The sequence below is a fragment of the Clostridium sp. MD294 genome, from assembly GCF_000364165.2.
Taxonomy (GTDB): Bacteria; Bacillota; Clostridia; order Lachnospirales; family Anaerotignaceae; genus Coprocola.
The window spans coordinates 1,126,377-1,148,321 of record NZ_CP097810.1; the positions used below are offsets into that span (position 1 = coordinate 1,126,377).

Annotated in this window: 22 protein-coding genes; 16 read left to right on the forward strand and 6 right to left on the reverse strand. The window is 30.3% G+C overall.

What is annotated here, in order from left to right:
* Positions 1–23: 23 nt before the first annotated feature.
* The 3 genes from C820_RS05505 to C820_RS05515 all read right to left on the reverse strand — a co-directional run bounded on the left by C820_RS05505 (position 24) and on the right by C820_RS05515 (position 2,998).
* A complete protein-coding gene (locus C820_RS05505; protein WP_004037415.1) occupies positions 24–755 on the reverse strand; it encodes a S8 family serine peptidase in 732 nt (243 codons plus the stop codon).
* A 31-nt stretch (positions 756–786) separates the two neighbouring features.
* Positions 787–1,464, reverse strand: a complete 678-nt coding sequence (locus tag C820_RS05510) for a GntR family transcriptional regulator (protein ID WP_004037408.1) — start codon at positions 1,462–1,464, stop codon at positions 787–789.
* 295 nt (positions 1,465–1,759) lie between these two features.
* Positions 1,760–2,998 carry a hypothetical protein gene (locus C820_RS05515; protein ID WP_004037406.1) on the reverse strand — a complete coding sequence of 413 codons (1,239 nt, stop codon included), beginning with the start codon at positions 2,996–2,998 and terminating at the stop codon, positions 1,760–1,762.
* Positions 2,999–3,183: 185 nt separating this feature from the next.
* On the opposite strand from C820_RS05515, the gene C820_RS05520 reads away from it, so the two are divergent.
* A complete protein-coding gene (locus C820_RS05520) occupies positions 3,184–4,122 on the forward strand; it encodes a recombinase family protein (RefSeq protein ID WP_004037405.1) in 939 nt (312 codons plus the stop codon).
* Here C820_RS05520 and C820_RS05525 read toward each other — a convergent pair.
* Positions 4,110–4,388 carry a hypothetical protein gene (locus C820_RS05525; protein WP_004037403.1) on the reverse strand — a complete coding sequence of 93 codons (279 nt, stop codon included), beginning with the start codon at positions 4,386–4,388 and terminating at the stop codon, positions 4,110–4,112. The genes C820_RS05520 and C820_RS05525 overlap by 13 nt on opposite strands.
* 130 nt (positions 4,389–4,518) lie before the next feature.
* On the opposite strand from C820_RS05525, the gene C820_RS05530 reads away from it, so the two are divergent.
* Both C820_RS05530 and C820_RS05535 read left to right on the forward strand, forming a co-directional pair.
* Positions 4,519–5,037: a hypothetical protein gene (locus C820_RS05530; protein WP_156801447.1), complete on the forward strand. Its 519-nt coding sequence runs from the start codon at positions 4,519–4,521 to the stop codon at positions 5,035–5,037.
* Positions 5,034–5,309 carry a hypothetical protein gene (locus C820_RS05535; protein WP_004037401.1) on the forward strand — a complete coding sequence of 92 codons (276 nt, stop codon included), beginning with the start codon at positions 5,034–5,036 and terminating at the stop codon, positions 5,307–5,309. Before C820_RS05530 ends, C820_RS05535 begins: the two co-directional genes overlap by 4 nt.
* A gap of 416 nt (positions 5,310–5,725) precedes the next feature.
* On the opposite strand, the gene C820_RS05540 is transcribed toward C820_RS05535, so the two are convergent.
* Positions 5,726–5,899: a hypothetical protein gene (locus tag C820_RS05540; protein ID WP_004037400.1), complete on the reverse strand. Its 174-nt coding sequence runs from the start codon at positions 5,897–5,899 to the stop codon at positions 5,726–5,728.
* 119 nt (positions 5,900–6,018) lie between these two features.
* Between C820_RS05540 and prpE the strand changes: the two genes are divergently transcribed.
* The 4 genes from prpE to C820_RS05560 all read left to right on the forward strand — a co-directional run bounded on the left by prpE (position 6,019) and on the right by C820_RS05560 (position 10,095).
* Entirely contained in the window at positions 6,019–6,813 is a 795-nt protein-coding gene (gene prpE / locus C820_RS05545) for a bis(5'-nucleosyl)-tetraphosphatase PrpE (RefSeq protein ID WP_004037399.1), read from the forward strand.
* 249 nt (positions 6,814–7,062) lie between these two features.
* A complete protein-coding gene (locus C820_RS05550; protein ID WP_004037398.1) occupies positions 7,063–8,484 on the forward strand; it encodes a hydroxymethylglutaryl-CoA lyase-like TIM-barrel protein in 1,422 nt (473 codons plus the stop codon).
* The gene (locus C820_RS05555; protein WP_004037397.1) at positions 8,481–9,641 is read left to right on the forward strand and encodes an isocitrate/isopropylmalate family dehydrogenase; all 1,161 of its coding nucleotides are present in this window, start codon (positions 8,481–8,483) and stop codon (positions 9,639–9,641) included. The genes C820_RS05550 and C820_RS05555 overlap by 4 nt, the downstream gene beginning before the upstream one ends.
* Before the next feature lie 4 nt (positions 9,642–9,645).
* Entirely contained in the window at positions 9,646–10,095 is a 450-nt protein-coding gene (locus tag C820_RS05560; protein WP_004037396.1) for a hypothetical protein, read from the forward strand.
* 344 nt (positions 10,096–10,439) lie between these two features.
* Here the strand turns inward: C820_RS05560 and C820_RS05565 are convergent, their stop codons facing one another.
* Positions 10,440–11,348, reverse strand: coding sequence for a DMT family transporter (locus C820_RS05565; RefSeq protein ID WP_004037394.1), 909 nt, complete (start codon positions 11,346–11,348; stop codon positions 10,440–10,442).
* Between the two features lie 150 nt (positions 11,349–11,498).
* On the opposite strand from C820_RS05565, the gene C820_RS05570 reads away from it, so the two are divergent.
* The 9 genes from C820_RS05570 (at position 11,499) to C820_RS05610 (ending at position 21,868) form a co-directional block, all read left to right on the forward strand.
* Positions 11,499–11,825: a hypothetical protein gene (locus C820_RS05570; RefSeq protein WP_004037392.1), complete on the forward strand. Its 327-nt coding sequence runs from the start codon at positions 11,499–11,501 to the stop codon at positions 11,823–11,825.
* A gap of 890 nt (positions 11,826–12,715) precedes the next feature.
* Positions 12,716–13,807: a PucR family transcriptional regulator gene (locus C820_RS05575; protein WP_004037391.1), complete on the forward strand. Its 1,092-nt coding sequence runs from the start codon at positions 12,716–12,718 to the stop codon at positions 13,805–13,807.
* 269 nt (positions 13,808–14,076) lie between these two features.
* A complete protein-coding gene (gene ftsE / locus C820_RS05580) occupies positions 14,077–14,772 on the forward strand; it encodes a cell division ATP-binding protein FtsE (protein WP_004037390.1) in 696 nt (231 codons plus the stop codon).
* Positions 14,753–15,661 carry a permease-like cell division protein FtsX gene (gene ftsX, locus C820_RS05585; protein WP_004037389.1) on the forward strand — a complete coding sequence of 303 codons (909 nt, stop codon included), beginning with the start codon at positions 14,753–14,755 and terminating at the stop codon, positions 15,659–15,661. Before ftsE ends, ftsX begins: the two co-directional genes overlap by 20 nt.
* A 23-nt stretch (positions 15,662–15,684) precedes the next feature.
* The gene (locus C820_RS05590) at positions 15,685–16,935 is read left to right on the forward strand and encodes a murein hydrolase activator EnvC family protein (protein ID WP_004037388.1); all 1,251 of its coding nucleotides are present in this window, start codon (positions 15,685–15,687) and stop codon (positions 16,933–16,935) included.
* A 109-nt stretch (positions 16,936–17,044) separates the two neighbouring features.
* Positions 17,045–18,226 carry a S41 family peptidase gene (locus tag C820_RS05595; protein WP_004037387.1) on the forward strand — a complete coding sequence of 394 codons (1,182 nt, stop codon included), beginning with the start codon at positions 17,045–17,047 and terminating at the stop codon, positions 18,224–18,226.
* A gap of 360 nt (positions 18,227–18,586) precedes the next feature.
* A complete protein-coding gene (gene mreB / locus C820_RS05600) occupies positions 18,587–19,612 on the forward strand; it encodes a rod shape-determining protein MreB (RefSeq protein ID WP_035296835.1) in 1,026 nt (341 codons plus the stop codon).
* 550 nt (positions 19,613–20,162) lie between these two features.
* Positions 20,163–21,512: an NADP-specific glutamate dehydrogenase gene (gene gdhA / locus C820_RS05605; protein ID WP_004037385.1), complete on the forward strand. Its 1,350-nt coding sequence runs from the start codon at positions 20,163–20,165 to the stop codon at positions 21,510–21,512.
* A gap of 122 nt (positions 21,513–21,634) precedes the next feature.
* Positions 21,635–21,868 (forward strand): hypothetical protein, encoded by a 234-nt coding sequence (locus C820_RS05610; protein ID WP_004037384.1) that lies wholly within the window; start codon positions 21,635–21,637, stop codon positions 21,866–21,868.
* Positions 21,869–21,945 lie beyond the last annotated feature (77 nt).

Below are 21,945 nucleotides of genomic sequence, written 5' to 3' on the forward strand. Positions count from 1 at the left end.
CATAACCTCTTTTCTGTAAAATATTATACAAGGCAGGCTGTGACATTGAGTAAGCCTTTTTCCAATGATACATTACCATACTGTGCTGACAGTATAATACGGCGTTTAATTTGGTCGGGAGTGATATGAGGGTATTTTTCTAAAAGTAATGCAGCAGTACCGCTGACCATAGGGGTTGCCATAGAAGTGCCGCTCATTTTAATGTAATATTTTTCTACGATTTTTGTAGTATCTCTATTTTGTAAATCAAAATCGTAGTTAGGAGATAATGTAGAAACAATATTTTCTCCAGGTGCCCAAATATCTGGCAAAGGCACAGTATTACGGCGAAAAAAGGGAGAAATCACTTGAGATTGTGCCTGATAAAAAAAACGACGGTCTTCCCAAGCACCCACTGTAATAATACGAGGACTTATAGCAGGAGAAGGCTGAAAATGTCTTCTGCTATCTGGATTGCCAGCGGCTGCTACAACAGTGATACCTTGAAACCATAGTTTATTGACAGCTTCCATAAGGGGGATATTGATTTTTCTGTCATTTGTACCTATGGAAAGATTTACCACTCTTATATTATATTTCACTGCATTGTCCATTATCCATCTTAAACCAGCGATTGCTTGAGCAGAATTTCCTTGACCATATTTGTCTAATATTTTAATTGCTATGATATTACTTTCAGGAGCAATACCTTTATATTTTCCATTAGAAGCATAACCATTGCCACAAACAATGCCCGTGACGTGTGTCACGGGCATAAAGTAGTATATTGTATACTAAAAAATAATATTATAATATTTGATTAACTTTAAATATTAAGTGCATTGTTTTTTTGGTATTTAATATATGGTTTTCTATAGCTGTTTTTAATTCCTCTTGATTTTGTCTTAATATCGCATCAAATATGGCTTGATGTTCTTGTATACACTCTATATTGCGTAGCTGAGGCTGTTGCATATAAGCATAGCTGGAATACATGAATGGATTAAGATTACGAAATGTTTCAATGACTTTTTGATTACCACTACCGGTTAAATATAATTCATGAAAAGCACTGTCATAGTTGTAAAAAGTGCTGCTTTGATGATTGTCTGTTGTGATTTTTTCAACAAAGGCACTATGTTGCTGTATATTCTTATGCATTTGTTCTTGCAGTATTTTGTTATAGCTAAACGTGGAGAGAATATCTTTCATAAAGTATAAATCCATCATTAAACGCATATCAAAAACTTCGTCTAATTCTTCAATAGAAACATGACGTACACTCATGCCTTTGTTAGGTACACTGATTACCATGTGGTCAGAAATTAAGCGATTTAAAGCTTGTTTGACTGGGGTATCACTTACTTCATATTTTCTGCTTAATTCTTTTACGTTAATCTTTTGTCCTGGGAAAAGTACCTTATTGCCAATATCTTCTTTAATGTTTAAATAAATTTGATCCACAAGTGTAATTTTTTTACTCATATAAACGCTCCTTAACTGTTGTTCTTTGGTGGCAAAACAGGAATTTTATGTAAAATTTTTTTGTAATTTTCTATTTTAAAAAAATAGAAAATTATATTTCTGTTAAAAGCGTAACACGTCAATGAAGAGTTGTCAATATCTTGAATAAAAAATCAACAGAATTTTTTAGAATTTAAAAAAAAATTTGTACAAAATGATGTATTATGATGGTATGATAAAACTTTTATAATAATAATAAAGTGCTTCTTCTTTTAGAAAAAGCACTTTACTAATAATTAAGAGAATAAAATTTATTTTATTGATAATCATTTCCAGCTAAATAGCGATAGAATGGTTCATCACACCATAATGCTTTTTGTGTCACAGTAATAGAAGTATTTAAAGCATTTAATTGTTGTTTTACATTTGCTGCATCTGTATCTAAACAGAAAGGGTGAATACTGTATTCGCCATTTGTTATAACGTTGTCTATAATTTTTCTGTAATTGCCTGTCATAGGTGTGGTAGAGGTATAAAGAGGTTGCCACCAAGAACCATAAAGTAGGCCTTCAGCATCTGCATTTTCCCCATTCTTTTTAGCATATTTCAATATCAATCCATCAAATTTTGATTTGTCTGCTGTAGAGTTAAATTCTAATGCTAAATCATATTCCACAGCATAAACTAAATATAAATCATCACTGAATTGTTTTACTTCATATCTTGGTTCTGGTTCAGGCACAGGACCCCAGTCAAGGAGATATTCGTATATTGATATTTTTGGTTCTAATTGTACTTTTGCAACAATGCCTTCGCTTTGAAGCAAACCAATAATTTGATTAGCGTGTTTGATGTCATCATGACCATAACGTAATGTCAGTTCTGGTATAAAACGAGCATCATAGCTTTCTTTTTTAAGATTGTAGCCAGTAGTAATTTTATTTTGTACAGCTTGACTGCCTATTTCATCTAATACTTCATCACTGAAAATTTCAAAAGAATTCCAAGTATTATTTAATTTACCGTAAATGTCAGCATCATTAGAATAACCCAAAAAGTTTCTGCCTTGTCCTGTAGCATCAGCAACAGCAGATAATACACGTAATGCTTGTGCTCTGGATATGCTTGTACTTGTTAAATCATTTGATTGTACAATGCCAGTAGTGAGAGCACAGGCAGCATATTTTGCTGTAGTGTCATCTAAAGAAAGTTTTACATTGTATTGAGATAATATTTTAGAATATTTTTCTTCTGGGAAAGTAAGTGCTAATTCTTCCATACCAGAAGCCTGCAATATAGGCTGTAAAAGCTGTACCATACCTGTGTAATCTGTACTGTAAGTCAATTCTGTATTGCTTATTTTTTTAAGTAAAGAACAAAATTCATCTACTGTAACAGTATCAGAAATACTTCCTATTTGGAAATAAGAATTGAGATACTGCATATTTTCTGCTACAGAAGTAGATGCAGGTGCAGCAAAGGCAGGTATAGAATTGAATAACATTGCACCAGCTAATACAAAAGCAGTAATGGCTTTTTTGAAATAATATTTCATAATAATCCCCCTTAATATTTTTCAATTTTAATATAAATATCATACATAATTTTTTTTTGTTTGTCAAAATAGTTTCAAAAACAATACAAAAATATAGCAATAAAATATAAAAAGCTGTCAAATTGTCATAAATAAAAATGTTGTAGATATATCTATTGATATAATGAAAAAAATGGGGAATGGATATGAATGAAAAAGTAGCAATTTATTGTAGATTGTCTGAAGAAGATAGTAATAAAATATATTATTATGAAGAAAGTGAAAGTATACAAAATCAAAAATTGCTTTTGACAGATTATGCTGCAAAACATAATTATGAAATTTATAAAATATATATTGATGAAAATTATTCAGGATTGTATAAAAATAGACCTGCTTTTTGTGAAATGATACAATGTGCACAAAAGAAAGCATTTGATATTGTGCTGTGTAAAACACAGTCACGATTTACAAGAGATATAGAAGTTTTTGAAAAATATGTGCATGAACTTTTTCCTTTGTGGGGTATTCGATTTATTAGCGTAGTTGATAATATAGATACTAGCCAAAAAGGAAATAAAAAAGCAAGACAAATAAATGCACTGATAAATGAATGGTATTGTGAAGACTTGTCAGAAAATATCAAAATGGTACTGAAAAGAAAAATGGCAGAGGGGCAATTTGTAGGAGCATTTGCTTGTTATGGTTATCAAAAATCAACAAAAGATAAACATAAATTGATAGTAGATGAAAAAGCAGCAGAAGTAGTAAAACAAATATTTGAGCTGTGTATAAAAGGGTATAGCTGTAGAAAAATAGCAGAAAATTTGACAGAACAAGGTATTGTGACACCAACAATGTATAAAAGACAGAAGGGTATTGCATTTCAAAATCCAAATGTAAAGTCATGTGAAAATGATGCAAAATGGTCTTATAATACTGTAAAAAAGATATTGAGAAATGAATGTTATATTGGTAATTTGATACAAGGAAAAGAAAGAAAAATAAATTATAAACAGAAAAAAAGAGTACTTGTACCTAAAAAAGAATGTGTTGTAATAGAAGGAAGCCATAAAGCAATTATACAAAAAGATATATTTTATAAAGTACAAAAAATATTAGATAATAGAAGTCATAATAAATAATACGAAGGGTGTGTTCCGTGACCATTGTCGTCATAGGGAGTCATTTTATTTCCCACAAAATCACGAAAAGCGACAATTCTGTTATAAGGCAAAATAAAATCTTCTACAGGAGAAATACCAGTATCTAATATAGCAATGCCTATATTTTTTCCTTTATATGCTATGTTGTCTTTTTTATGAATGTTATGTTTGGCTGTATCCATACACGCAGAAAGAGCGATAGTTTCTTTATCATTAATAGCTTGTTTATCTGTAAGAGAGTGCATATAAAAAACTCCTTTTCTTTCTTTCTATATAGAATATGAAATATAAGTTTTTTTGGGAATTGTTTTTGAGTTATTTTTTTAAAAGAGATGGCATAGTATGAAAAAGGGAGTAGGAGAAAAGGGGGATACTATGGAAAAAAAAGAAGAGGAAAACATGGAGAAGATTAAATTGATTTCTCAGCTTATGGGGCAAGAAATGCCTAAAGAAGCAGAAGTGTTAAAGATGATGGAAATGGCAAAAAAAATGCAGCAGTTTTTGGGTACAGAGGAAATAGTACATAATACAGACAAAAAAGAAAATTTTGCAAAAGCGAAAACGACATTAACACAAAAAGAAGAAGGTATGATTTTTGCAAGAACAAAAGAAGAAAGTATAATATATGCTTCTATTCCTTTTTTGGACAGAGAATATCAAAAATATTTGTATGTTGTTGTTAGACTGTTGGAGATGAAAAGAGTGCTTCAGGAGCAATGGGGAGAAACATTAGAAATAAGAAGTCGTACAAAAGATAATATAAAAGTAAGGAGAAGAAATTTGTTACAAGCCCTTAGACCTTATTTAACAAAAGAAGAAAAACAAAATATAGATTTTGTAGTAAAAGCAATTGATATGAAAAACATTATGGAATGGAAGGAAGAAATGCTATGAATGAAACATTATTACAAAGAGCAGAATTTCAAAAATTAGGAGAACAAAAAATTGCAGTATTGAAAGAACTGTCAGAAAAAGCAAAAGGAAAAGAACCAGCAGAACTTTTGGAACTTTTAAAGACATATAGTGCAAAATTAACAGGAGGAAATGCTATTGCACCAGCAGAAAGAAGTGCATTGCTTGCCGCAATGGAGGAGAGCTTAGAATGTGAAGAAAAGGCACAATTTCAAAAAGCAGTACAAATGCTAAAAATAATGGGAAAATTATAAAAAGATGTAGCATATTATTTTTGATTTTTTAAAAATTAAGGGGGAATTTCCCCCTTTTTTGCTTTTCAAAAAGATAGAATAATGATATAATAACAAAATATTAGAGTATTTTTATTTCTATAGTAATGTATAAGTAATTCATTTCATATTAGTATAAATTATTGTCACATCAATCAAAGACACTATGTGGTATGGATATTGTTTACACCAATATAAGTGCCTTTTTATTTTACAAAATTTTAGTATCCAATCAAGTATATTTAAAAATATTTTGTTGTATTGTGGGAACTTGTACTTTATATGAAAACAGTATTCGTAATCACCCGTAAATAAAAAGAAGGGCATTACGAATAACTGATAAATATAGTACATACTAATTTCAAAAATATTTTTCCACTTTAATGTATTTAGCAGTATCAAGCATTGTACTCTAATAAAAGTAGTAAAATAATTGCAGTATAAAAATTGCTGTGATTTTGGCAAACAGGAGTTTGTTCTGATTGTTTTGTATCGTTTTGTTTTGCTTCTGTTCCACAGTACAGTGCATTTTGAAAAGAGATAGGAATAGAACGGTTATATATAGAATACATAATATTCCTCCTTAATTTGGTGAAAGATTTTGGATATATTTCAATATATGCACAAAAGAGATATGATATTCAATTCCTTTTCTAATTGACAAAAAAGATAGGAGTGTACAATGTAAAATATGAAACAAAAAGAGCAAAGAAGTTTTAAAATATTAGAATTTAAAAATAATCAATTTGACATTGTGGGAGATGTTCATGGTTGCTATAAAGAGTTAATGATACTTTTAAAAAAATTAGGATATGAAAAGAGAAAAAATGCTTATATCCACCCTAATGGAAGGAAACTAATTTCTGTAGGAGATGTAGCAGATAAAGGATACTATAATGTAGAATGTTTAAAATTTTGGATAAATCAAGTGAAATATGGGGGCGGATATTGGATACATGGTAATCATTGTAATAAACTTTATCGTTATTTTTTAGGAAATAAAGTGCATATTTCTCATGGATTAGAAAATACAGTAAAAGAGTTGACTATGCTTTCTTCAGAAGAAAGAGAATGTTTAAAAAGAGAGTATTTGGAGTGTTATGAAAGTCAATGTTATTATTTGATATTAGATAAAAGGAAATTGCTTGTAACGCATGGAGGCTGGAGAGAGGAATTTTTAGGAAAATGTAGTAATGGTGTAAAAAAAGTATGTTTGTATGGAGAAACTACAGGTCGTACATTTGATAATGGAAAACCAGAAAGACTAGATTGGGCATTACAATATAAGGGAAATATGTTTGTTGTGTATGGACATACTGTTACTAAAAAACCTGAAATTATAAATAATACTGTTGATATTGACCAAGGCTGTGTTTATGGAGGATTTTTAACAGCATTAAGGTATCCAGAGATGGAATTTGTGCAAGTAAAAAGCCGTAAAATTTATACTAAATATACAGGACAAGGGAATATAGTATTTGAATAATTATTTGAATATTTTAAAAAATATGCAAAAAAATGATTTGTTGTAATAATAAAAAAGGTAATGTAATAGTTTTTTTTATTATGATAATGATGCTGTATACAGTTAAAATTTTTTGATTGGCTGTGTTGACGAAATATATAATGTAGTGTAAAATAAAAAAATGTGGTTTTGTTTGTTATTAGTGTGGTATAAATAATGAATATTTATACGTAATAAAAAACAATAACAGCAAAAATATAGGAGGTAAGTATGATTAAATTTAATAATTTTAAATACAGTGATAAAACAAATTTATTAGAGAGTGCTTTTCAGTCCTATCCCCTTCAGGACGTAAAAGACCCTAATTTATTTCGAGAATATTTTCCTTATACAGAAGTACCTAAAGTAGTATTTAACTATAGAATTGTTCCTATGGACGTTCCAAATGAACTTTGGATTACAGATACGACATTTCGAGATGGTCAGCAATCAAGAGAACCTTATACTGTAAAACAGATTATAGAACTCTTTGATATGATACATAAATTGTCAGGCGAAAATGGTGTTATTCGTATGAGCGAATTTTTTTTATATACTAGAAAAGACCAAGAAGCAGTATATAAATGTTTGGAAAAGGGATATGAATTTCCAGAGATTACAAGCTGGATAAGAGCTTCCAAAAAAGATTTCCAATTAGTAAAAGAGTTAGGATTAAAAGAAACGGGAGTGTTGGTAAGCTGTTCGGACTATCATATTTTTCATAAAATGCACATGACACGTCATCAGGCAGTGGGACATTATATTGGTATTGTGAGAGAATGTATTGAAACAGGTGTACGTCCAAGATGTCATTTTGAAGACATTACAAGAGCAGATTTTTATGGATTTGTTGTTCCTTTTGCTATGGAGCTTATGAATTTGATGGAAGAAACAGGAGTACCTGTCAAAATTAGAGCTTGTGATACTATGGGATATGGTATTACTTATCCAGGTGCAGTATTGCCAAGAAGTGTACCAGGTATTATATATGGTTTAAGACACCACGCAGGCGTACCTGCAGAACTGTTAGAGTGGCATGGTCATAATGATTTTTATAGAGCAGTAAATAATGCCTCTTATGCTTGGCTTTATGGAGCAAGTACAGTAAATTGTTCTTTGCTAGGGATAGGTGAAAGAACAGGTAATACTCCTTTAGAAGCTATGGTAATGGAATATGCTCAAATTAGAGGAACATTAAACGGTATGGATACAAGAGTGATTACAGAAATTGCAGAATATTATGAGAAAGAATTAGGCTATGTCATACCACCTATGACGCCTTTTGTAGGTAAAAATTTTAATGTGACAAGAGCAGGTATTCATGCAGATGGTTTATTGAAAAATGAAGAAATTTATAATATATTTGATACAGATAAATTGTTAGATAGACCGGTTAGAATTGCAATTTCAAATACATCAGGTACAAGTGGTATTGCCCATTGGATAAATACATATTTCCATTTAAGAGGAGAAGATGCTGTTTCTAAAACAGATGATATAGTAAATTTAGTATATCAGTGGGTAAATGAACAATATAATGAAGGTAGAGTAACTGTAATTACTGACGAAGAATTAGAACGTGTTACACTGAGTATTATGGAAGAAAATGCTGATAGACAAAATAAAAACGCTGAGGAGGAAAAAAAGAAATGAATGAACAAATTGAAAAGGCAAAACAACGTTTTGGACAACTTTTGGAAGAACAAATGACAAGAGTGGAAAAAATGAAACAACAAAAAGATTTTGTGGATTATCAAGCAAAAGAACAGATTGTGATTGGTATTGCAGGAGGAGATGGTATTGGCCCAGCCATTACAGCACAAGCAAAAAGAATTATGGAATTTTTGTTAAAAGATGCGATACAAAGCGGTAAAGTCGTTTTTAAAATGATAAATGATTTGACAATAGAAAAAAGAGTAGAAGCAATGAAAGCTATTCCAGATAATGTAGTAGAAGAATTAAAACAATGTGATGTCATATTAAAAGGGCCTACTACTACACCAAGAGCAGGTGACCCATGGCCTAATATTGAAAGTGCTAATGTAGCGATGAGAAAAGAATTGGACTTATTTGCCAATGTAAGACCTGTAAAAGTACCAGAGCAGGGTATTGACTGGGTATTTTACAGAGAAAATACAGAAGGAGCATATACATTAGGCAGCAAAGGCTTTGCAGTAAATGAAGATATTAATATTGACTTTACTGTAGCAACACAAGACGGTACAGAGAGAATTATCAGAGCAGCATTTGAATATGCTAAAAAAAATAATAAAACAAAAGTGACTGCTGTAACAAAGGCAAACATTATAAAAGCAACAGATGGTAAATTTTTGGAAGTATTTTATAATATAGCAAAAGAATATCCTAATATACAAGTAGATGATTGGTATGTGGATATTATGACTGCGAAATTAGTAGATGAAAAACGCCGTCAACAGTTCCAAGTGGTGGTATTACCTAATTTGTATGGCGATATTATTACAGATGAAGCTGCAGAATTTCAGGGAGGCGTTGGTACAGCAGGAAGTGCTAACATAGGTAAAAAATATGCTATGTTTGAAGCAATACACGGTTCTGCTCCAAGAATGGTAGCAGAAGGTAGAGATATTTATGCTGACCCTTGTAGCGTTATTAGAGCAGTTGTAATGCTGCTATCTCATATTGGTTATCAGACAGAAGCAGATAAATTAGATAAAGCACTTGATATTTGTACACAGACAGAAAGAAAAGTATATACAACAGGTCGTTCTAATGGTGCTACTTCTGAAGAAGTTGCAAATTATATTATGGAAACAATAGAAAAGTTGTAATATTGTGGAAGAATTATTTGCTTATGCTATATTACTTTATGAAAATATTGTAACAGAAGAAATGTATCAAAAAAAATTAAATGAATTATTTTTAAAAAATTCAGAGAATGAAATACTTTTAAAATTAGAATGGGAAACAGATATTGATGAAGCAATATTATATATTCGCACACATATAAAATATCAAAATATAAATTATGAAAAGTTTGGAAAATCTATTGTAAAATTATTAAAAAGATATTATGAATATTGTACTGATATAAAACAATTTGCAAAGAAAATGTATTCGCTATGGAAAGCCCTTCCTACTACTATACAGCATAAACAGCCATTTTATATGCTCAGTTATGCAGATGACCCATTATCATGGGGAGATATAGAACAAAGTCGTTCTATTTATGAAAGTGTGCTAAACTATTATCAAGTAACAGAATATAAAAATGATATAAAATAATAATGGAAAAAGTGTTGTGATGCAGCACACTATATTTCTATAAAAAATTGAGAGTAGATATTTAAAAAGAGGGAACTTTTTTCACTTGTGAAAAGTTCCCTTCTGTTTTTTTGAAATAAAAGGGGGTGCTAGAGGATATGGAGCATTAATTTGTGAAGCTCATAGTATGAAATTTACTGGAGAGAAATATGGAAAATATTATGTAACAGTAGACTTTTTGATGAATTAGAATATACAACAACGTTAGAATTTACAAAAATAGATGATAATTGGATATTGACAAAAGAATATAAATGATTAACAAAAGTTTTCCCCTTATTTACAAAAAATAAGGGGAATTTGTATTAACATATTTGTTTATTTTGTGTTTCTGCTTTGGAATGGTCAAGCAATATAATTACCATAGCAGAAGCTAATATAATAATGCTGCCTATCATTTTTTTGAATGTCATATCTTCGTTCATAAAAAGTACACCTATAACATTACTTGTAACAGGTTCAAAAAGGCTCAACATTGCTGCCATAGTAGCATTAAGGTATTTTATACCAATTTGAAGTAAAGCAATAGCTACAAAGGCAATTAGAACACTGTTTAAAAACATAAAGAAGTATGCTTGATGAGGCAAAGCGATATGAATGCGATTTGTACAGAGGCCAAAAAGTAGTGAACCGATTGCTGCAAACAATGATATAAAAAATGTCAATACCATAGAAGGAATTTCTCTTAAATTAAATTTATCTAAACCTACTATATAAAAAGCATTTGCTAAACCTGATATTACACTTAAGAAAATACCTAAATAAATATGATTACTATTGTCGCCTTTTTCAAAGAAAAATAGTATGCCTATAAAAGATAGTATTAATGCAATTACTTTAAACTTACCAAGTTTTTCTTTAAAGAATAAGAAACAAATGAGTGCTACAAAAACAGGATATAAAAAATGTAATGTTGTTGCCATGCTTGTGCCAATAAAAGGATAAGCAGAAACTAATGTTAGTGTTGCACAGGCAAGACCTCCACAAGAAATTATAGCAATAGAAAAAAGTTGTTTTTTAGTTACATAAAATTGTTTTAAATGTCCTTTTTGAAAAAGAATAATAATAAAAGTAATAGGTATAGCAAAAAGATTACGAAAAAAAGTTGTTGTTTCTGGAGTTGCACCATAGTAATATATTTTTTGTATAATAGCAGGTGCACAGCCAAATAATGTAGCGGATATTATTGTAAAAATAATTCCTTTTAATTTCATAGTATCGTTCCCCTTGTGAAAAAAGCATCTATATTTTGCTTATGATACAATAACGACTGTAAAAAAGCAATAGATTAAAAAAATATTTATTTCACTGTTGCAAAATTGGTTTTGATTAGCTATGATAATAGAGTAAAGGAGGAAAAAACTGTGATAGAAATAAGATATTTAGATAAAAATGGCAATAAAGATGAACAAGGTAATTATTATGTATACCAAAATGTAAAATCAATGGAAGAAGCAGAAATGATAACAGAAGAAATGAATAAAAAGGGCTTTGTAAATGTAACTATTGTAGATGATGGTAAAGAAAACTGGGAAACATATAAAAAATGGTTAAAACGTTCTTTAGATTTGACAAAAATGGTAAAACAAGATAATAGTGCAACAGAAGAACAAAAAATAACATTAAATGAAAAAATAAAAACATTTGAATTTTGTTTAAAAAAAATGGAAGATATGGAAAAAACATGGTAAAAAATTTGATGATAGTAAAATAGATAGTAAAAGTAAATTAGTTTTTACTAAAAAATAATGTAAAAAATATTTCATAATATAATAGCGTTATTTATTATAACGCTATTTTTTTGTATAAAAATTAAAATAATCTTTTAATATGCTAATATTATACTATTATAATTTATCACTAATAAATATAAAAAATGACAAAAATAGTAGAGATATTTTTTTTATTATTACAAAAAACATAATATTATTCATAAATTACGATAAAAAATATTGACAAAATGACAAAATTTGTTATTATATTTATGTGAAAATGATGTAAAATTTGCAAAATAAGTAGTAGCATTTTAAACAATAAAGGAGTAAAAACGGAAAGTAATAAATAAAATATATCATTTGTGTTATGTTATTAAAATTTTAGAAATGTGTCAAAACAAATAATAGGAGTAAAAAAGAGAAAATATACTATTGTAATACATTGCAATAGATTTTTATAAAAATAATTTTATAGTTATTCTACAAAAATAATACTGTATTTTAAAATGAAAAATTGTAATAAATCAATAAAAATAATAATGGAATTTTATTATTTATAAAAAAGTGCTATTTTTTTATGAAAAAAAGTATTTTTTTATTTGATTTATAGAAGTTTTTGCAAAAAAGAATAGATAAAATAAGCAATACTTTGCAAATATATTGCAATAGAAAAAATTTGTATATTTTTTTAATTTTCTCTTTATTTTTTTGGTATTTTAGTATAGAATAAAGAAAAGAATAGTATTTTTGTTATTGAATGAAATGAACAAAAGAGACTCGTATTAAAAGGATTCGGCGTACGTTTCATAAACAAAAACAAAATGACACGTAAAGGACAGAACACATACAATTTCGAGGTGAGGATAATGATTTCAAATCAGATTTTGCAGAATACCATTGACGGGTTAAAGAACATTACAAGAAAAGAACTAAGTGTTGTAGAAAAAGAAGGCAAAGTAATTGCAACAACGGAAGAAAATATGATTGGCAGACAAATTGAAACAGTAGAAAATTTTGTTAGTTCTCAAGCAGAAAGTCAGTTGATATTGGGATACCAATATTTTAAAATTTATGACAATGGTGTGCCAGAATATGTTATTCAAGTAAAAGGAGAAGATGAAGAAGGCTATAAAATTGGAAAAATAGCAGCTTTTCAAATACAAAGCCTTTTAGTAGCGTATAAAGAAAGATATGATAAAGATAATTTTATTAAAAATCTTCTTTTGGATAATCTCCTTTTAGTAGACATATATAGTAGAGCTAAAAAACTTCATATTGAAAATAACATTCGTAGAATTGTTTATTTGGTAGAAACAAATATTGACAAAGAAATGAATGTAGTAGAAATTGTAAGAAGCATTTTTCCAGCAAAAACGAAAGATTTTGTAACAGCAGTAGATGAAAAAAGCATTATACTGGTAAAAGAGCTGAGAGAAAAAGAAAATATGGAAGACATAGAAAAAATAGCGAAAACAATAGCAGATATGTTAAATATAGAAATGAATAGTAAAGTATTTATTTCTATTGGTACTGTTGTGAGCGATTTAAAAGATGTTTCTCGTTCTTATAAAGAGGCAAAAATGGCTCTGGAAGTAGGAAAGATTTTTGAAACAGAAAAACATATTGTCAATTATGAAAAATTAGGAATAGGACGTTTGATTTATCAGCTGCCTTTGCCGTTGTGTAGAATGTTTATAAAAGAAGTGCTTCATGGTTTAACAATAGATGACTTTGATGATGAAACATTAGCAACAGTGAATAAATTTTTTGAAAATAATTTGAATGTTTCAGAAACTTCCAGACAGCTTTATATCCATAGAAATACATTAGTATATCGTTTAGATAAACTGCAAAAAATGACAGGGCTGGATTTGCGTAATTTTGATGATGCTATTATATTTAAAATTACACTAATGGTAAGTAAATACATGATTTATATGGACAAAATGTCTTATTAATTATAATAAAAAATAAAAAAAGAATTTGAAATTTTTGGTTATTTTGAAAAACTTTAAAAAATACTGAGGGTAGGGATTGCAACCTACCCTTTATCTATGCTATAATTTTTAAGCGAGAAATGCAAAGAAATAAAAAATGGCGAAAATCAGTAATCACACTCCTTTAAAAGAAAATCAAAGGACAAGCTGGTGTATAAAGTAATATAAAAGCAGTTTGGTTTAACATTTATAGTTTGTTTTTGCCTAAGAAACAAGAGAGGAAGATTTTTTTGATCAATATAGAACACGTATCAAAAGTATATCCAAATGGTTCGGCAGGTGTAAGAGATATTTCAATACACATCGAAAAAGGTGAGTTTGTATTTTTTGTTGGTTCTAGTGGTTCTGGCAAATCTACACTAATAAAGTTACTTTTGAAGGAATTAGACCCAACAGAAGGAAAAATTACAATTAATAATGTTGTAACAAATGATTTACCAAGAGAAAAAGTGCCTTATTTAAGAAGAAGTTTGGGAGTAGTGTTTCAAGACTTCCGCTTGCTGCCTAATAAGACAGTGTATGAGAATGTAGCATTCGCTATGCAGGTTATAGAAGCACCTTCTAAACAAATTAGGCGTAATGTACCAGCAGTACTTTCTCTTGTAGGGTTAGCAAAGAAATCAAGAAGCTACCCTAATCAGCTTTCTGGAGGAGAACAGCAAAGAACAGCATTGGCAAGAGCGATTGTAAATAATCCACCTATATTAATCTGTGACGAACCAACAGGAAATTTAGACCCAAGTACAGCATGGGACATTATGGATTTGCTGGAAGACATCAATAGAAGAGGAACAACCGTTGTTATGGCAACTCATGCAAAAGATATTGTGGACATGATGCAGAAAAGGGTTGTAACATTAAGACGAGGGCAAGTCATAAGAGATATTCAAAAAGGTGGTTATGGAGATGAAACCGAGTTCAATTAAATATTACTTTAAAGAAAGTTTTACAGGTTTATTAAAAAACAGACTAATGACAGTTGCGTCAATGGCGACTGTAGCAGCTTGTATATTAATCATGTCTTTTTCGTATTGTATGGTAAATAATTTGCAGTATATGCTGACACAGTTAGAAGATGATATTGGTATTGCAGCATTTATGCCAAGTAATGCTACAGCAGAACAAGTAGAGAATGTAAAAAAAGAAATTGAAGGTATAGAACATGTTGCAGAAGTAGAATATGTTTCACCCGATGCAGCATTAGAAGATTTAAAAAAAGAATTAGATGCTGATGATATATTAGCAGGTTTAGAAGGAGAAAATAACCCTCTTTCTAATTCTTTTAATATTTCTATTGATGACATTAAAAATCAGGAAATTGTTCTTCAAAATTTAAATGAAATCAAACAGAGGGGCGATTTAGAAAATATTAAAGATGCTCATTCTGAAACAGAAGTGCTAATTAAAATCAATACCATTATTACAGTAATTGGCATTGTAGTGATTGCTATATTAGTTACTATATCAGTAGTGATTATAGTGAATACAATTAAAATTTCAGTATTCACAAGAAAAACAGAAATTAACATTATGAAGTATGTAGGGGCAACAGATTGGTTTATACGTTGGCCATTTATCATTGAAGGAGTACTAATAGGATTGTTAGGTGCATTAATACCTATGCTAATTGCATGGCCAGCCTATGCGAAGTCCATTAGTATGATATATGACTTTTTCCCAGTTATTAAAAATATGGTAACATTTCGAGAAAGTAGTGAAATTTTTTCTATATTATTACCATTTTCATTAATATTTGGTATATTGCTAGGCGTAATAGGAAGTGTTACATCAATAAGAAAACATTTAAAGGTATAACAGTATAAAAGGATGGCGTTTTTATGAAAAAAAGAATAAAAGGTATTATGAGTTGTATGCTTGTTGTTTGTCTTTTACAGCCACAATATCATGTGCTTGGAGCAAAGACAATCAATCAGCTTCAACAAGAAAAAAATCAATATCAACAAAATAAAAAAAATGCACAGGACGCCTTGCAACAAACACAACAAAAACAAAAAACAATTACAGAAGAAATTTCACAATTAGATAAAAGTGCAACAGCAGCAAGAGAAGAATTAGAAAGAGTAAATACACAACTGGAACAAACACAAAAAAATTTAGAACAAGCACAAAAAGATTTAGAAGAAGCAACACAGAAAAAAGAAAGTCAAATGGCAACATTTCGAGAAAGAGTAAAATTTATACATGAAAATGGTTCTGTAGGATATTTAAAAGCAATTATGCAGGCAGATAGTATTACAGATATGATTAGTAGAGCAGAATATATCCATCAAATTATGGATTATGATAAAAATACATTAGAAGAATTAAAAAGAAATCAGAGTATTATAGAGGCAAAAGAAAAAGAGATTACAATAGAACGTGATGAAATTTCTGTTTTGGTAGCACAGCAAAAACAAAAAAGCGATGAATTGGAACAGAAATTAGCAGAAAAACAAAAAGTGTCAGAACAGTATCGCCAGGACGCTCAAAAATATGAAGAAGAATTAAAATCTTGGGAACAAGCAAGTGCAGAAGTAGAAAGATTGATAAATGAAGCAAATAAAAAAGCAGCAGAAGAAGCCAAAAGAAAAGCAGCTGCCGCTGCAGCTGCTGCACAACAAAGCAGCAGAAGCAATGCAAGTGCTAGTAGTAGCTCTGGAGGCGGTGCAGCTATGGGTAATGTAACATATACAGGAGGGCAGTTTGCATGGCCAGTGCCTGGACGTTCTTACATAAGTAGCGGATATGGCTATAGAAATAGACCTATTGGAAGTGGTAGAGAGTTCCATACAGGATATGATATACCAGGACCTACAGGTACAAATATCGTTGCAGCAGCGGGTGGTACTGTTATCACAGCAGGCTATGTAAATGGATTTGGATATACTGTAATGATAAATCATGGTGGAGGACTTGTTACATTGTATGGTCATAATTCTAAATTATTAGTTTCTGTAGGTGACCAAGTTTCAAAAGGGCAAGCTATAGCAAAATGTGGTAGCACAGGAAATTCTACAGGACCTCATTGCCATTTTGAAGTAAGAAAAAATGGCAAACATACTAGCCCAGCACCTTATCTTGGTGTATAAAAATAAGGGTATATCATTTCTTTTTTGTAAATATTTATAGCATAATATACTGTGTTTGACCATAATATACAAAAGGGAGTAAATGAAGTATAAAAGTGAGGCGAACTGTGTGGAGAAAAAAGACTTTGCGAAGGGGTTTTTATCTGGTGCATTGGCTGTTGTGTTGCTTGTAACAGGGGGAAAAAGCCTTTCTGTAGTACAGGGAATATTTAGCTCAAATATGTCAACAGAAACAAAAATAAAAACCATTCAAAAATATATAGATAAGCATTATGTAGAGGACTATAATAAAAAAGATATGGAAGAAATGATGTATACAGGATTGGTAACAGGATTGGGTGACCCGTATACTTCTTATATACCAGCAGATGATTTGCAAAATTTTATAGATGATACAAAAGGAGAATTTGTAGGAATTGGTATTGAGTATACTAAAGATATTTCAGATGGTAATGTACTTGTAGCAACTGTTATGGAGGGTTCTCCTGCTGAAAAAGCGGGAATGAGGCCAAATGATAAAATTGTAAAAATAGAAGGAGAAAGTGTATCTCCTATGGATACACAGGAAATACAAAATAAAATCAAAGGAGAAAAAGGGACTACAGTAAATGTTACCGTATTTAGACAAAGTACATCAGAAACATTAGAAATGTCATTAGTGAGAGCAGAAATTGAAACAATTACAGTAAAAAGTAAAATGTTTGAGAATAATATTGGCTATATTAAAATTACAAGTTTTAAAGAAAAAACATATGACCAATTTATGAAAGTATATAAGGATATGAAAAAACAAAATATAAAAGGGCTTGTAATTGATTTAAGGAATAATTTAGGTGGCCTTGTTAATGTAGTTTCTGAAATTGCAGATGAATTAGTGCCTGAAGGTACACTTGTGTATACAGTGGATAAACAGGGTAATAGAGAAGATACTGTTTCAGATGCAAATTGTATTGAGGTACCATTGGTGTTACTTGTAAATGAATATAGTGCAAGTTCTTCTGAAATATTGGCAGGAGCAGTGCAAGATATGGGAGTAGGAAAATTGGTAGGTACACAGACATTTGGAAAGGGTCTTGTGCAAGGACTGTATTTTTTGAAAGATGGCTCTGCACTTAAAATTACAATACAAAAATATTATACACCAAAAGGAGTATGTATACAGGGAACAGGTATTACACCAGATTATGAAATAGAGCTTCCAGAGCAATATTTGTATGTTAATACAGTACCAGAAGAACAAGATACACAACTTCAAAAAGCACTTGATGTTGTAAAGCAACAAATAAAATAATAGAAATATAAAAAGTAATTTCCTAATTTGTGAAATTACTTTTTGTTTTTTCATTAGTAAAATGATATTTTGAATAGATAATTTTGATTTCTAATATAAAAAGTATACTAAATATTATAATATAATGACTATGTCAATATATATAATATTTTTGGTGTTTGTGCTGAATAAACAAATTGATTATTATGATATAAATTTGATAAATATATTATTATTTTTAGTATAGTACTATCTGAATTTGTCAATAAAAAGAAAAAGAAAAAATCAGAAATTACTTTCATTCTGTTAGTGCATTGGTTATAATAATAAAAGAAAGGAAAAAAAGAGAATATTAAAAGGAGAATGACCGTGCTAAATTTTATGGGGTTTGGTGAAAATATAGGAATTGATTTAGGAACAGCTACTGTTCTTGTGTATATTAAGGGACAAGGTATTGTCATTAGAGAACCTTCAGTTGTGGCAATTGATAGAGATACCAATACAATATTATCTGTAGGAGAAGAAGCAAGGCGTATGCTAGGTAGAACACCGGGAAATATTGTTGCAATACGCCCTTTAAGAGAGGGTGTAATATCGAACTATGAAATTACAGAAAAAATGCTAAAATATTTTATACAAAAGGCGATAGGAAAACGTTCTTTTGTAAAACCAACTATTGCAGTGTGTGTGCCAAGTAGTGTGACAGAAGTAGAAAAGAGAGCAGTAGAAGATGCTACAAGACAAGCAGGAGCAAGACGAGTGCATATTATTGAAGAACCTATTGCTGCTGCAATAGGTTCAGGAATAGATATTTCAAAAGCACATGGTAGTATGGTGGTAGATATTGGAGGAGGAACGACAGATATTGCTGTAATATCATTGGGAGGCACTGTGATTAGTAAATCATTAAAAATAGCAGGAGATAATTTTGATGATGCCATTATAAAGTATATGAGAAAAAAACATAATGTGCTTATAGGAGAAAGAACAGCAGAAGATTTAAAAATTAAAATTGGTACAGCATATGAAAGAAGTGTGCCAGTAAGTCTTGACGTAAGAGGAAGGAATTTAATTACAGGACTACCAAAAAATATTACAGTAACATCAGATGAAATGCACGATGCTCTAAAAGAGTCTGTAACAGCAATTTGTGAGTCTGTGCATACTGTTTTAGAAAAAACGCCTCCAGAGTTAGCTTCTGATATTGCAGATAGAGGAATTGTAATGACAGGAGGAGGAAGTCTTTTGTATGGATTGGACAAGCTTATTACAAGTACAACAGGAATTAACACTATAGTAGCAGAGGACTCCGTTTCTTGTGTAGCAATTGGTACAGGACAGTATATTGAATTTTTGACAGAAGGCAAAAGAGGTGCAGAATTGGCTTCTAAAAAGGTATTTGAATAAAATAATACAATACTAAACTTGTATGACAAGATATTGCTGTTACAATTGTATAAGCAATACATACAAAGAGAGGAAAGAAGTTTCCTCTTTTTTTTCTTTTTTAGGCACAAATAAGCACTAATATGTAAAATAATGGAAATTAAATATACTATTTAAAAAAAGAAAAGTGTAAAAAATAAAAAATACAAACAAAAAAAATATAAAACGTCATTTTGTATAAAAAATAGCTTGAATTATTGTACAAAAATAAATGAAAATCTGCAAAAAAATAATGCACTTTCCTAAAATATGTGATATAATAAAAAACAGAAAACAGGAAATCGTATGCTATGCACAACAATGTAGTAATTAGCTATTGTATTTTCTGTTCATCATTTGCCTGAAGGAACGACAAAACCCCCTTCCTTTTTGGAAAAAAGTAGGATAAAAGAACAGTCCGAGTTTATGCCTGTAAAAACAGGAAGCCTATTTTTATGCTATAGGTAGTTCGTTAAAACAATTAACCCCAAATTTTTTAACATTCATTTAGACTTAGGAGGTCAGATATTACATGAACGCTTATATGGAAAGAGTTATTGAACAAGTAAAAGTAAGAAATAATGGAGAGCCTGAATTTATTCAGACAGTAGAAGAAGTTTTTAAATCTTTGGAACAAGTAATTGACAAACACCCAGAATATGAAAAAAGTGGTTTGTTAGAAAGATTAGTTGAACCAGAAAGAGCAGTTTCCTTCAGAGTAACATGGGTAGATGATGCAGGTAAAGTAAATGTAAACCGTGGATTTAGAGTACAATTTAGTAGTGCAATAGGACCTTACAAAGGTGGTCTTCGTTTCCACCCATCTGTATACATAGGTATTATAAAATTCCTTGGATTTGAACAAATTTTCAAAAACAGCTTAACAGGTTTACCTATCGGTGGTGGTAAAGGTGGTTCTGACTTTGACCCACGTGGAAAGAGCGATGCAGAAATCATGAGATTTTGCCAAGCATTCATGACAGAACTTTATAGACATATTGGACCAGATGTAGACGTTCCTGCTGGTGATATTGGTGTTGGCGGTAGAGAAATTGGTTATTTGTATGGACAATACAAAAGAATTAAAGGCTGCTGGGAAAATGGTGTGTTAACAGGTAAAAACTTCGAATTTGGTGGTTCTTTAATCAGACCAGAAGCTACAGGATTTGGTGCAACATACTATGTAAATGAAGTATTAAAACATGAAGGCGATACATTCGAAGGCAAAACAGTTGCTGTTTCTGGATTTGGTAACGTTGCTTGGGGTGTTTGCCAAAAAGTTGCTGAATTGGGTGGTAAAGTTGTTACAATTTCTGGCCCAGACGGATATGTTTATGACCCAGATGGTGTTGTAACAAAAGAAAAAATTGATTATTTGGTAGAAATGAGAACTTCTGGACGTGATAGAGCACAAGATTATGCTGATAAATTTGGCTGCAAATTTGTTGCAAAAACAAAACCTTGGGGCGAAAAAGTTGACATTGCTATGCCTTGTGCAACACAAAACGAAATTACTATGGAAGAAATCAAAAAAATCCTTGGTAATGGTACAAAATACTATATTGAAGTTGCTAATATGCCTACAACAAATGAAGCTCTTGAATATGCACAAAATCAACCTGGCGTAATTGTTGCACCTTCTAAAGCAGTTAATGCTGGTGGTGTTGCAGTTTCTGCACTTGAAATGTGCCAAAACTCTATGAGATATAGCTGGGAAGCTGAAGAAGTTGACGAAAAATTAAAAGGCATTATGAAAAATATCCACAAAGTATCTGCAGAAGCAGCTGAAGAATATGGCTTAGGCTATGACTTAGTTGCAGGTGCTAACATTGCAGGCTTCAAAAAAGTTGCAGCTGCTATGATGGCTCAAGGATTAGTATAATTTATTATTCAAAAAGGAAGTACAGCGTTCACAGACTTCAAAAAACCTCTATGGAAAAATCCATAGAGGTTTTTGTAATATAATAATAAAATAATTTCATTGTGATAAAAGGAGAATATATTTTGATAAATTTAATATGTAAGGGAAGTATAGAAAGTATGGAAAATGAAAAGGTAGGTGTAGTGTCTGTAGTATTTATTAGTTACGATGCTGATATATCAAAACAAAAATTGCAAGAATATATAAAAAATGATACAGAAAGTATTTATATGTTGTATTGTGTTCCATTAGATACAGATTTAGCAACATTAGAGCATTATCCTTCTATAGCAGTAACAAAAAAAGATTTGATGTAATAGATAGTATTTTTTTGTAAAAAAATTGCAGTAAAATAGATAGGTATGTGATAAAATGGAAAAGGTTATACTAAAAA